We start from the raw sequence: 12947 nt of genomic DNA on the forward strand, positions 1-12947 counted from the left end.
GCCCTGGAATAGAAAGAAATCGCCTCTGCCAACGTGTTTAGCCCGTAGAGAGAGCGTCGGCAGTGTTGGACTACTGAGTCGCGCTGCCCTCTTCCACCGCAGGCTAAAGAAACTGAGCGAAATAAAGTCAGGCAGCACCAGGACGCTTAGAGCGGGTAGTTTTTGTTGACTTTGCCAAGACATCCCCTGGTCGTCGCAACGTCAAAAAAGGATTGATTGCCTGAATGTGGGCCTGGGGATAGGCCTGACGGACTTGCTCAACAGTTTGTTGCCAGATGGGATGCTCATCAGTCCAAATAGGATGGCGCACAATCCGCACTTCCCGCCCCCGGTTTCCCGTCCACACCGGCAGGAGAAAATCCTGAGACACTTGCTGGAAGCCTAGGTTTTCCAGCAGTGGCGGCAGTACCTGCTCCACCAAGCGCCGCCAGGGATTTTCCTGCTCTTCCCCCCAAGGGCTCTGCAAATCGACCGGTGCCCTAGCATCTCGCAGAAGGCGCGCCATATCCAAGGCTAGTCGCCAATCCAAGAGCCCGTGGTAGGCTAGGTTGGAGTAATCGCGCAAGCAGTTGTTGCAGGACGTGTCGCAGGTCTGCTGGTGCTGCAGCCAACGGAAGGCCAAACTGTTGGGTTGAGACAAGTCCTCTTGTTCCAGCAGCTTCGAGAAGACCTCCGGCTGAGCGAGGTAGAGGCAATACCCCGCGCCATTCTCCAGCTTGTCGAACAGAAAAGCCTGACCCACCACTCGGCCAGCCTCTTCCTTTGTCTGAAAGCTGGCTTGCAACTCGTCAGGATCGACATCCAAAAAGGTGCAGGCAGCCGCTCGCAACCAGAAGGCGAAGGAATACAAAGCTGCTCGCCCTTCCACAGTTGTTGAGTCAGCAAACACGCCAGGCGGCCAAGTTTGAAGGCTGACCAGCAGCACGTCAGTGCGTCGCTTAGACAGTAGGGCAATCCGATAGGTAGGGCCTATTCCTTCGAAACGTTTCCCCTGAACTTCAGGACAAACATAAGCTCCTGGCCACTTCTTATCCGCTTGTAACAGGAACCCCCCCTCGCCGCCGCGATCATTGACGATTAAAACGTCATCGCTGCCTCCCCGCAGGTGAGCGTTGCCGGTCGTTGCGGTCGTCGCTTCCGCCTTAAGTCCGTCCGCGCCCAAGGTTGGCCGACTGACGCGGGGTTGCCACTCAAATTGACCATCAAAATCCCGCGGCTGCAAGTTGGTGAAAAAGCCCCTGGGTTCCCGCGCATCAATGCAGCGGAGGGTGGTTTGCTGGCATACCGGACAGGCTTGCTTTGCCGGCTTGTGGGTAGCTGGGGGAGGAGAGCAAAGCGGCTGCTGTGGCTGGTAGTCCTCTATCATGGCTTGACAGTTGCAGCACAGACCTAGCCAGCGGTTAGGTTGGTCAAGAGCCGGCACCAGGCCAGGCCGCGATCGCACGTCCCCTTTGTGAGGCACCAACTCCACCAGTCCACAGGCGGTGTGCACCGCCCGATCTTTAACGATTTCTGAGCCGGGGGCAAATTGTGCGATTGCTGTATCCAAGTCGCGATCGATGGTGCCTTGGCTAGCCGACCAGCGGGTATAGAGCAGGCGCACCCGCGTGGGAAAGCCAAACATGGGCAAGATGCCAGCATTGGCCAGGCGTTCGCTGAGTTGGGATTGGCTGTAGGCATTGGAAGTGGCAATCTCGCTAATCTTATTGACCAAATCGTTGCAGATGTAGTGATGCAAGGCTTGTCGATCGTCAGCCGAGAGATGAGTTTGCTGGCAGAGTTGGGTGATCACGGTTTGGATTTCTTGGTCGTGGCTAGCAATCCATTGGCGAACCAACGGCTCCACCTCCTGCCACTTTTCGGCTAGACCAAATTCGCCGTGGACGCTGGTCACGTCTTCAAGATGGACTGCAGCGGATTGATCGTGTTGCGAGACTTCCTGAAAAGCTTGTCGCAAAACTTCTTTGGCGACGACGCGCCGAGCAATGGTGAGGCTGCGCAGGTCAATGTAGGGCGGGGGTGGCGGATCGCCGGTAATGGCCTCAGGGCGCTGAAAGTAAAAATCGTCATGGCTGCGACCCCGGCAAAACGTAACTGCCAAGGAGACCCCGGCACCGCGCCGACCAGCCCGTCCCACCCGCTGCTGGTAGTTGAACCGTCGGGGCGGCATGTTTGCCATCATCACTGCCAGCAGGCCGCCGATGTCTACGCCAGCCTCCATAGTGGTAGTCACGCTTAACAAATCAATGCCCTGAGCCAGCGGTATTTCTCCCTCTAGGAACACTTCCTGGAACCAGCGCTGCCGTTTGAGGCGATCCTCCTTGTCGGTTTGCCCTGTCAATTCGGCAGCATTCATCCGAAACGGTTCGTTTTCAGGGTCGGAGAGGTAGGCGTAGTAGTCCAAGTCGCGCGGCAAGCTGCTCGGCTGCAGTCGGATGGCCTGCGGGTCAGAGCGTTTGCTGGTGTTGCGACCGCCACTGCACTCTGGGCACCATCCCCCCGCAGTGTGCAAGTAAAAGGCCCCGCATTGAGGACAGCGGTAGCCTTGAAGACCTTCGCGAGAGACGGGCACAAGGTAGAGGCGATCTGGATCCAAAACCAATCCGTTCTCGCTACGGGTACCGATTTTGTTCAACTCCCGCTCGATCTGGGATTTTAAGTCTGGCTTGCCCTGTTCCTCTAATTTTCTCAAGTATCGCTCCACGTACTGGGGTAATTCCCGCCTAGTACCCGGTCTGCAGAATTTGGAGTATCGATGCCGCTTGCGAATTCCCAATTGGCGGATAACCGCGCTGGCAACGTCTTGCAGTTCCGGAGGAACTTGAGCTGTAACATAGCCCTGTCCAAAAGACTCGATGTTTCTGACCGCATGGGCAAACAGCGTAAACATCATTTCATCAGCTAAATAGGCATCGAGTTCATCGAGGTGTCTGTTTTGCTCTGGTGTTCGGGCAGCAATTCGTGTTACTGGTTGACTTTGCCAGTTGTAGAGCTCAGTCCAGGGATGCCGATCCTTATTGACGGAATAGTAAAGGGCGCTAAAGGACATCCCGCCAGGGCACAGTCCCAAATGTAAGAGCAGGTCTGCCAGGGTGCGCCGCAAGGCAAGGAGAGGAACTTTCTCGCCGTAAGACTTGAGCATCTCGAGCCACAGTTCACGAACTTGCTCGTTGGCAGGTCGCCGGTTTTGAGTCCAAAGCAGAGCTTCTGTAGCAATGTCACCTTGCCGATTAAGAAAGCGATCCCGTGCTGCCCAATCCTCCGCCATCCCCTCAACGTCTTGTAGCAACCGGGGATATTCTCGCAACCGTTGCTGTCGTTCCTCTGGACTGGGCAACTCACAGCGCAGAAAGGCCCGCAGGTCTTGCCTATACTCCTCTGCTGATCGCACTAGCAGCAAGCGCACCATATCGCGATAGTGATCCATTTCCATACCGGCGGCTAACTTGGCTGCGTCCTGGCGGCTATCGGAAAAAACCACCAGCTTGCGGGATTGCGGTGTTGGCATTTCCCGCAACAAAGCTCCGGCAATCACCTGACAGGCTTTTTGGAATCCAGTGCGGTGCACGCGCAAAGGAGTGGGATAGGCCTCACGGAGAGCGCGATCGGTATCGCAGCGAGGGCAGCGGCTCGGCAAGGCGGGCTGATTCCCATCCCCCTCTTTCACTTGGTACACCCAGCCGGGAACCTCGCCTTCTCTAGGGGGGCTTTTATCTTGTCGGAGTTCACCAGTAGCGGGGTTGAGCTTGGCTTCAACCCACCCCCGCTTCGTCTTGCCAGCAGTCCACTCCAAATATTGCGGCTGGGTCGCCCAAGGTTCCGGGTCGTGGGGCAGGGGCCAAAAAACGCGATAGTTCCCAGACCTCTGCGTAAGGTTCACCAAATCAGGAATGCCTTCCAAGTCAGGTTGATCGGGAGTGAGGATAAGGGACTCGCCGGATTGGTATGCATAGCCCCCCAGGAATACCTCCCCGCAAACTTCGCAGACGATCAAGTCCAGGACACGCGCCCCGCAGTCGCAACTGAGACGGTGTTGGCTGTGCAAAGCGCCAATGGGTGAAGGCGGCTGGTTGTTCTCCGGAGAGCGTTGCGCAACGCTGCAGTGAGGGTTGCTGCACGCCCAGAGACCTTGCAGGTTGTGAAAGAAAAGGTGACCGCGCACGGGCTGGGGCGATCGCCCGTCTTCTCGCTGAGCTACCGCCGTCGCCATCAACAATCCTCGCAAGGCCTCGGAGACCAGACCGCCTTGGGGCACGGCCGCCCCCGGGAACAGTTGCTGGTCAACTTTTTGGATGGGGGTGGCGCGCACGCTGCCACTAGCTTGCCGACAGGCCTCCCGCAAGGCATCGCCAACCTTGAGTTCTTCGAGGCACTCCCCCAAAGCCTGCTCCAGTGGTTTTGAGCTGGGATCGCCCCCCAGCTCTTGCACCAGCTTGGTCAGAGCTTCTTCGGGGATAGGGAGAGGTCGCAGGGGCTGGAGGGGATCCGCCTGCACATCTCTGGCAAATTGAGCAAAAGCAACTTGATACTGACGCACTCGCGCTGGGGCTTCGGGATCCGGAGCAACTTGTTCTCCAGCGATCACCGCAAAGTTATCGCGCCCAAAAAACTCCCGGAGAAACCGGCGGCCCGCCTCGCCCTCTTCCAAGCTGGCGCTGGTCGCCAAAATTTGTAGCTGTTCTGAGTTGACTGTTAGCCCCAAGCGGTACAGCAGCAAGCGCAGCAAATAAGCTACTTCTGACCCTGGTGTCCCGCGATAGGTGTGCAACTCATCCACAATCAGCAAGAATTTATTACCTCGATCCGCTTGCAACCACGCTTTCGTTTGCTCGAACATCCCAGCCTCAATTTGCCGCATCAGCATAATGTTGAGCATGGAATAGTTGGTAATCAGGATATCTGGGGGATGTTCTTGCATGTCCCAGCGTGAGCGCATTTCTCCCCCATCTAAGCGAGGGAAATAAAATACTAAATCCGAATCTTTATCCGAATTCTTGTTCCGAACAGCAACTCTTCCCTGCTGCTCCTGAAGATCTCTCAATAGCTTGGCCAATTCTTTGACCTTTTCAGGGGTCTGACGACCGGGGAGGGGTGTCTGTCCCGTATAGCGACCGAAGGTGATGCGATTGCCGCCGCGCTCGCGATCGAGCCAGGCATGGGTTTCCGGACTGTCCAACACCTTGCGCAACCGTCGCAATTGATCCTCCACCAGAGCATTCAAAGGATAGAGAATCAAGGCCCGTATCGCCGCCGGTCGTTGTTGCCCTTGGCGCTGTGGTACCCACTTTGGATTGTCTTCCTGCTGCCACCAGAACGTATCGCCACTCTGAGGGGACATGGGATCCCAGGTACGGGATTCCCGGGCAAGGTGGGCTAGGATTGGCAACAAGAAACACTCGGTTTTGCCAGAACCAGTTCCCGTTGTTACTACAATATCCTTCTGGTTAACGATGGCTGCCTTCAAACTTTGCCATTGGTGCTCATACAGCGGAAAGTTTGGAAATAAAGACTGGCCTAGATGTACCAAATCTTCATAACCAGCGGGTAAAGCTTTCGCTGCTTCCTCAAGGGTTTTGCCAGAAGAAGGGTAGAGTGGTGTAGGCTCCAATAGGGGAGGAGTACTAAGCAGAGCATTCTCAGGTCTGTACTGCAAGTGGCGATCCCGCTCGGCGCTAAGAGCAGGGTAACGTAAGGGAAAAGCACTTCTAATGTAAAGCTGGTAGATTCGATCTAACCGCTGATAGATACCGACGAGGTCGTACATGGTTTTTCCTTTGCCTTTGGCAAAAACTGTAACTATTTCTCCAGATCAAAAAACGGCAGCTGTTCACCAATGACTTGCCACACAGTTGGTGCAATGTTCTGATAAATCAGTTCTTCTGTTGTGCGATTGTAGCGAGGCAGACAACCCGATTGCATGACCAAGTAGCGTTCGTAGGCTAGCGGCCAGCGCTGGCTGATAGGGATCGATAGTTCTTGGGCATTGGGGTCGTAACTAACTGATAGGTTTTTGGGAGCAAGATGAGTCAAAGCCAAAAAACGTAAACTGTACCATTCGGCGCTGTACCAAGCGTTGTGCTGGCGGTCGTAGAATAGGGCATGCTGCTGTTGGGATCCCTCCTCGTACAGCTCGTAGAAACCCGTTTCCTCGGCGTCTGGCACATCTACGAAGCTGCTCCCATCGTAGCGCTTTAGTCGATAGCGGTGAAGTGGCACCCAATCGACGACCTTTAGCGTAGCTACCCAATCAGCCCAAGGAGGAGGGGCCTCGACCGGACGAATGGCTAGGGCAGGGTATTTGGTCCGTAACTCGGCAATTGCATTGGCAGCATCAGCTTGCAGCTCAAGCTGCCAACAGGGTGGAGCATCCCTTCGAGGTTGAGGGATCTTCACAAGGCGACCAAACTGCTGCAAAGACTCTTGCAGGCTGGCGTTTCGCTGACCGTACAGCACGTAGCAATTTTTGCTCACTGGCTGCAGGGAAGGTGGCTGCATTTGCCAGTGTTGACCATCCTGAGCTGCCAGAAGATGCCCTAACAACTGCAGCCGACGCCACAACCGACGCGGTTGGACTAGATCTAGGTGACTGCATACGGCTTGAAAGGTTTCCCAAGAACCAGAACCGGCTGCCGATAACCACCAAAGCAGCTGTTCGCACGGCTGGGAGCGATCGCTTCCTGCCGCCTCTGCTATAGGTGTTTCCAAACCAAGTGGGTTGACTTTAGGTGGCCGCTTGACTTGGAAATACTCAATGGGTTGGGTATCCCGTTCCAACTCATAGGCGATACCCACCATGTGTCGAATATCTTCCCAGCAAAATCCTTCTCTTCGAATCCTAACTATACTGATACCTCTCACTGTTTTAATCAGTTGCTCAAGGGTGTTTTGTGTGGATGACCAATCAGAGCGCGCATTTGTCTTAATACCCAAGTAGAAGTAATACTCTCCCCTACTTCTTTCCTTAATGCCCTTCTCAATACGAACATGAGACACAACATCGGCCAAGTTTTCTTGAGTAACCCGCTTTTGTAAGTAATTCAGCAACTTTTGGGGTTTGTATCTGGAGGTATGGGTGCGAAAGCCCCAGTAAGTTTGCTCTGACCGAGAAGATTTTTTCGACATAGAGTTATGCCTCTACTCTAGGGAAGCTAATGACAAATCACCCCAACTCAGGATCTTCAAAAAGCGTTCCTGGTGGGCAGTTCCGCCCCGTACTTGGATTTGGTAAGTACCGGGAGGTAAGTCTGCGGGCAAATCCCAAGGCTGGTTGGTAGAGCGATGGTCTTCTGGAAGATATATGCTCCCGGTACGCACTTCAGTTAGAGTCACGGCTACCGTAGGCTGAAACCCGTACACAGTCACCTTTGGCAAGTGACCCTCGAGCCAACCTTGTCCTTGCGGTACCCGTAGCCCTCCACCCAAGGCAATGTGCAGACGATCGCGTGGTTGTAAGGCCTCTTTCAGCTCAGGATGTTGTAAAAACAAACCGTCCCATACCGGCGCCAGCACCTGACATTCTTGGATTTCCCACCAGCCAGAGGTTACTTCAAAGGCAAGCTGGCGATCGCCCTCCCACTGCAGCAGCTTTTCTTCTCGTAGCTGCTGCAAGTCCAACCAGAGTGCTTCCCGAAACAGCACTGTGAAATGACTGCCCAATTTAGGTGCTCCCCAACTAGCCAGCGCACTAGACTCGGGGTTCTCAGGATCGGGCACCAAGACCCAAAAGTCTCGAGCTGGCAGCTGGAGTTCCCGCAAGTGGGCATGATCTCGAATCGGCCATGACTTCCCCGTTGTTAGATCGGCAGCAGAAAGCGGTGCGCCAACAGGGAAAAACCAACCAGAGCGCTCACAACGCAAGCTACCTAGGTTTTCTACGGTCACCTCGGCAACTGGCCAACGACGCGGAACTTTGGGGTAAGGGTAGTACTCTGGATTCCCCCACCGATCTTCGGTGCGATACAGCCCTGCAATCAGGCACGTGGGGGGACGTCGGCTAAATTGTTCAGGTTTCGGGCATTGTGCGTCTAACCACTCCTGATGGACGGCTAGGATTTCGGCGCCCAGTACCTCGTGTCGCTGGCGATCGTCCAGCAGCTCTTCCAGATGGCGGTTCAGGTTTTTTTCGCTCGCCAAGTCCACCAGTAACTTAGTTTCGCTGCGGGCGGTAGTCCAGTTTTTCTCGTAAAACAGGCAACAGAGCTTTTGGATGTCCGCTTTCCGCAGCAGGGTTTGGGAAATGGGGTAATTCAAATACCGGCGCGGGCCTTCCCCTGGCTCGGCGGTGGCAATCCATCCCTTTACCTCTAGCCATTGGTTCCACTCCTGCCATAGGCCTTCTTCATCTCCAGCTTTCATCCCAGTGGGACGAGTGTCGCCGCCTACCCCCAATCGTTGACAAAAATGGGTAAAGAAGTCCCTCTCATCCAGCTCCTCATCCCTCACCATGTCGTTGGCGGCGAGCACCATCAGCGCCAAGAAGGCAACTCCTGCTGGTTCGGGCAAGCTTTGGTTTTGCAGAGTTGATAGCTGGACTCGCTGGCCATCTACCACCTGGGCGCGCACGGCTTGGCAAAAGTCCTCAACTGGGCCTAAGCCTAGACTTGCTAAAACTTCTTCATCTACGCTGAGGTAAACTGGCGTACCGTGAGGAACTCCCAGCGTTGCCCATTGAACAATTGCTTGGTTCCAGCGGGCATAGTTGTTGTGCAGCGCCACAGTAACCTCGCCCTGGGTTCCTTCCTCAAGCCTAGGCAGGCGTTGAATGCCCAGTTTCCTATTTTTTGAATCCCTTTATGTTTGTTTTAGGTCAAATTGGCAGCAAAACAGAGTCGGCGCTGTAGAGGCTAGCTGCCTCGGAGAGGAAATGGTCGGGCGAGACCGTCGGGAAGCTTACCCCAGATCAAGAGGAGAGGTTTGCCAGTGAGAGCAAGCGCTCCGCAACCTCTGCAGCCACAGGTATCACCGACAGGCGTGTGCCCCGCCGCACCACCTCCAGCTCCTCCGGGGTGAAGGTGGCCCGCAATTTGGCCAAAGGGATCACTCTTTCAAAAGCAGCCAAAAATTGCACCCGCACCGTGTACCACCGGGGATCTGCTGGAGTGGACTTGGGATCGTAGTAGGGGCTGGTCGGATCAAACTGGCTGGGATCCACCACGTGGGTTTCCAGGATCTCCATCAAACCGGCAATTCCGGGTGGCTCGGCATTGGAATGGTAGAAAAAGGCGCGATCCCCAGGCTGCATTGCCTTCAGATAGTTGCGGGCTTGGTAGTTGCGCACGCCATCCCAAAGGGTTTGGCCCTCCCGCTGCAAATCCCAGATGCTATAGATGCTGGGCTCAGATTTCATCAGCCAGTAGTTCATGGGGCACTAGGCTCTGGGAGCAGATAAGGGGGAACAACGGGCAACAAACTCGACAAAGTTGCGCAGCATCTTCAAGCCGTAGGGGCCGGACTTTTCTGGGTGAAACTGGGTAGCAAACAAAGCGCCGCGGGCAATGGCGGCTACACAGGTTTGGCTGCCGTGTTGGGTCGTGGCAGCCACCCAGGCTGGATCGCTGGGCACACCGTGATAGGAATGGACAAAATAGGCCCAGGTTTGATCGGGGATCCCTGCCCAGAGGGGAGAGTGGGCTTGGGTGAGTTGCAGTTGATTCCAGCCCATGTGAGGGATGCGCAGGCCCGCCTCTGGCCGAAAGCGCTGCACCCGTCCAGGCACAATGCTCAGCCCTGGCTCTGTTCCCTCTTCGCTGCTTTCGAACAAAACTTGCAGCCCAAGGCAAATGCCTAAAAAAGGCTGTTGCCGCTCCACAGCTTCCCGGATCGCTTTCCCAAAGCCCCGCGCCCGCAGCTGCTGCATGGCTGGGTCAAAGGCCCCATCGCCGGGCAGGACAATGCCGTCAAAAGCCGCTAGTCCAGTTGGCTCTGTTACTAGCTGCACCTCAGCTCCGGCCCGCTCCAGCCCTTTGCAAGCCGAATGCAGATTTCCCGCCTCATAGTCGATTACCGCCAGGCGCACAGCTCCCATGGGATCCCTCCTCGTGAGGAGTTTCGGAGTCTATCAGTATAGTGGTTCTAACCCGTTTGAGCTGACTCATGGCTGTGGCAATTGCTTCGCACGATCCCACTCCGACCGGTACTGCTCCGCAACCCTGTCGCGACCAGGTTGATTGGCCTGAGGCGGCTTACCTGCACATCCCTTTTTGTCGGCAACGCTGCCACTACTGTGATTTTGCCACCGGCCTGGGCACCCGCAAGTTGATGGAAACCTACGTGCAGATGCTCTGCCGGGAGATCGGCGGCGCCTACCGCTACCGCCATCTGGCCGGGGATCCCAGACCGTTGACCAGCATTTTTTTCGGGGGTGGCACCCCTTCTCTGCTGACGGTGGAGCAACTGGGGCGGATCTTGACTCAATTGAGGGAGAGGATCCCGTTTCATCCCGACTGCGAGATTTCTCTGGAGGCCAACCCCGGCACCCTGACGCGGGAGCAGTTGGCGGGCTACCGGGAGCTGGGGGTCAACCGCATCAGCCTAGGGGTACAGGCATTTCAGCCAGAGCTGCTGGCCGCTTGTGGTCGCCTGCATGGAGTGGAGGAAGTTTACGAAGCCGTGGCCGACTTGCAGGCGGCGGGCTTTGAGAATTTCAACCTGGATTTGATCTTTGAGCTGCCCTACCAGACTTTGGAACACTGGCAGCAGTCTCTACGAGCTGTTCTTGAGATTAACCCCACCCATGTCTCCGTCTATGATCTGACGATTGAACCGGGAACCCGCTTTGGTCGGATGTACCGACCGGGAGCAGCACCTTTGCCCAGCGAGGAAACCACAGTTGCCATGTACCTAATGGCGCGGGAGCTGCTCACCGAAGCGGGCTACATCCACTACGAAATCTCCAATTTTGCCCGCCCCGGCTACGCCTGTCGCCACAACCGAGTGTACTGGGAAAATCGCCCTTACTTTGGCTTTGGCATGGGATCCGTCGGCTACGAGGGGGGACGGCGCATTCAGCAGCCCAAAACCCTTTACCACTACTTCGAGCAGGTGAAAGTCGGAGTCCACCCTCTCCCTCCTGAAGCATCCCCAGAGGAAGTTTGGATGGATACTTTGATGTTGGGGTTGCGTTTACAGGAAGGTCTGGATTTGTGCCATTTACAGGAGCGTTTTGGCCACCCAAAGGTCGAGCAAGCTTTGGAGAGGCTGGATCCCTATTTTGAGAAGGGATGGGCCAGTTGTGAGGCAGGCCGGCTACGGCTGATTCCGCCCGATGGCTGGCTATTTTCCAATGAGATTCTCAGAGACTTGCTGGCTTGATTCCGACGGTTACTTTCACAAGATTTCTCACCAGAGCCCCCTATCCCAATTGGCCGAAAACTCAAGCTTTGAGGAGCGTAGGCCATCACCATTTCCAGCAGCCATTAAACCCAACATTTCACAGATCCTGAGATCTCTAATCTTGCAAGAGGGGTTGAGGGGAAAGATACGGAAGCCCAGAGGATCCCTATCGATAGTTGACAAATTGCAGCGCCACCGGGTAGTCCTGCTGCCTAAGCATTTGAATGACCGCCTGTAGCTCGTCTTTATCCTTGCCGGAAACGCGCACCAGATCCCCTTGAATGGCGGGCTGCACCTTCTTAAAGTTGTCGCGGATTTGCTTGGCAATCTGTTTGGCCAGCGTGGCATCAATGCCCTTTTTCAGGTGAACCACCTGGCGCACTCGGTTGCCGCCGGCGCTCTCTGGGGGTTGGAAGTCGAAGATCTTCAGGGATAGACCCCGCTTGGCCGCTTTGGTAAGAAGCAGATCCCGAATGGAGTTGAGGGCCATGTCGTTGGCGGTGGTGATGGTCAGGGATCCCTCCTCCAGCTCAATTTCCGTCTGAGTATCCTTGAGGTCGTAGCGCTGTTTGATCTCCCGCCGGGCTTGATCCACAGCGTTCACCAGTTCCTGCCGATCGAAATCACTGACGATGTCAAATGAGTAGGTAGAGGCCATAAACCTTATCTTCGCTATCGTTCAGTATCTTAAGCCCTCAGCCAAGCAGGGATCCCTAACTCTCGGAGAAGCTACAACAGGTAGAGGGATCCCAGTCCAGATTTACGGAGAAGCAGGATGGCCGATGTTGTTTTAATTACAGGCGCTTCTGAAGGCATCGGCAGAGCTACTGCCTTTACCTTTGCCCGTGGGGGTTACCGATTGGCGCTGGCTGCCCGCACTGCCGAAACCCTGAAGCAAACGGCCATCGACCTAGAGCAAAGCCTCAACGCCGAGGTCTTGGCCGTTCCCACCGATGTCACGCAGCCAGAACAGGTGCAAAACCTGGTGGAGAGAACCCTAGAACGCTATGGCCGCATCGATTGCCTGATCAACAACGCCGGCATCTGCATGAGTGGCCCTTTTTTGCAAACCACCCCGGAGCACTGGCAGGCTTTGATGGCGGTCAACTTTTGGGGCTACCTCCACACCATCCGAGCCGTGCTCCCCGACATGTTGAAGCGCAAAAAAGGCCAGATCATCAACGTGGGATCCATTGGCGGCAAAATGCCCCTGCCCCAGATGAGCGCCTATTGTGCCAGCAAGTACGCGGTCAGTGGGCTGACAGAAGCGCTGCGTCTGGAACTGCAACCCCAAGGGATCCAGGTAATTGGCGTCCATCCGGGCATCGTCAGCAGCAATTTCCTCAAGCGAGCCATTTTTCTGGATGAGGTGGGGCCAGAGTCCTCTCCCGATGGCCACTCCCAAACCTCAGGTGGCAAAGCCCGCGAGCAAATGCAACAGGCGCTGGAGAGTTTTTGGGTCAGCCAGCCGGAAGAAGTTGCCGAAGCCATTTGGGATGCCGCTCGCCAGTCCAAGTCAGAGGTGGTGGTGGGCATGGCCCAATGGGCGGTAGGAGCTTACACCCTCTTCCCCGGATGGGTCGGCTCATTGCTCCAGAATGTTCCTCGCTAGCCCA

General features: G+C 55.8%; 8 protein-coding genes. 2 read left to right on the forward strand and 6 right to left on the reverse strand.

The genetic code is table 11. From position 1 onward, the window contains the following. Positions 1 to 127: 127 nt before the first annotated feature. The 5 genes from CYB_RS04205 to hisH all read right to left on the reverse strand — a co-directional run bounded on the left by CYB_RS04205 (position 128) and on the right by hisH (position 10024). Positions 128 to 5764 (reverse strand): DEAD/DEAH box helicase, encoded by a 5637-nt coding sequence (locus CYB_RS04205; RefSeq protein ID WP_011432520.1) that lies wholly within the window; start codon positions 5762 to 5764, stop codon positions 128 to 130. Between the two features lie 32 nt (positions 5765 to 5796). After that, a complete protein-coding gene (locus tag CYB_RS04210; protein WP_011432521.1) occupies positions 5797 to 7122 on the reverse strand; it encodes a hypothetical protein in 1326 nt (441 codons plus the stop codon). A 12-nt stretch (positions 7123 to 7134) separates the two neighbouring features. Then, the gene (locus CYB_RS04215) at positions 7135 to 8715 is read right to left on the reverse strand and encodes a hypothetical protein (RefSeq protein ID WP_011432522.1); all 1581 of its coding nucleotides are present in this window, start codon (positions 8713 to 8715) and stop codon (positions 7135 to 7137) included. A 184-nt stretch (positions 8716 to 8899) separates the two neighbouring features. Continuing rightward, on the reverse strand, positions 8900 to 9361 hold the full coding sequence (locus tag CYB_RS04220; RefSeq protein ID WP_011432523.1) for an EVE domain-containing protein: 462 nt from the start codon (positions 9359 to 9361) through the stop codon (positions 8900 to 8902). A gap of 6 nt (positions 9362 to 9367) precedes the next feature. Then, positions 9368 to 10024, reverse strand: a complete 657-nt coding sequence (hisH, locus tag CYB_RS04225) for an imidazole glycerol phosphate synthase subunit HisH (protein ID WP_011432524.1) — start codon at positions 10022 to 10024, stop codon at positions 9368 to 9370. A 68-nt stretch (positions 10025 to 10092) separates the two neighbouring features. Between hisH and hemW the strand changes: the two genes are divergently transcribed. Next, entirely contained in the window at positions 10093 to 11310 is a 1218-nt protein-coding gene (gene hemW / locus CYB_RS04230) for a radical SAM family heme chaperone HemW (RefSeq protein WP_011432525.1), read from the forward strand. Positions 11311 to 11497: 187 nt separating this feature from the next. On the opposite strand, the gene CYB_RS04235 is transcribed toward hemW, so the two are convergent. Then, positions 11498 to 11989, reverse strand: coding sequence for a YajQ family cyclic di-GMP-binding protein (locus CYB_RS04235; protein WP_011432526.1), 492 nt, complete (start codon positions 11987 to 11989; stop codon positions 11498 to 11500). Between the two features lie 117 nt (positions 11990 to 12106). Between CYB_RS04235 and CYB_RS04240 the strand changes: the two genes are divergently transcribed. Beyond that, positions 12107 to 12943, forward strand: coding sequence for an SDR family oxidoreductase (locus CYB_RS04240; RefSeq protein WP_011432527.1), 837 nt, complete (start codon positions 12107 to 12109; stop codon positions 12941 to 12943). The last annotated feature ends 4 nt before the right edge of the window (positions 12944 to 12947 follow it).

It is taken from the genome of Synechococcus sp. JA-2-3B'a(2-13) (assembly GCF_000013225.1).
Classification (GTDB): Bacteria; Cyanobacteriota; Cyanobacteriia; order Thermostichales; family Thermostichaceae; genus Thermostichus.

What these genes read in the sequence shown, in the direction of transcription:
- hemW (WP_011432525.1), top strand. Translation starts at nt 10,093, where the DNA reads ATGGCTGTGGCAATTGCTTCGCACGATCCCACTCCGACCGGTACTGCT.
- CYB_RS04240 (WP_011432527.1), top strand. Translation starts at nt 12,107, where the DNA reads ATGGCCGATGTTGTTTTAATTACAGGCGCTTCTGAAGGCATCGGCAGA.
- CYB_RS04220 (WP_011432523.1), bottom strand. Translation starts at nt 9,361, where the DNA reads ATGAACTACTGGCTGATGAAATCTGAGCCCAGCATCTATAGCATCTGG.
- CYB_RS04210 (WP_011432521.1), bottom strand. Translation starts at nt 7,122, where the DNA reads ATGTCGAAAAAATCTTCTCGGTCAGAGCAAACTTACTGGGGCTTTCGC.
- CYB_RS04235 (WP_011432526.1), bottom strand. Translation starts at nt 11,989, where the DNA reads ATGGCCTCTACCTACTCATTTGACATCGTCAGTGATTTCGATCGGCAG.
- CYB_RS04205 (WP_011432520.1), bottom strand. Translation starts at nt 5,764, where the DNA reads ATGTACGACCTCGTCGGTATCTATCAGCGGTTAGATCGAATCTACCAG.
- hisH (WP_011432524.1), bottom strand. Translation starts at nt 10,024, where the DNA reads ATGGGAGCTGTGCGCCTGGCGGTAATCGACTATGAGGCGGGAAATCTG.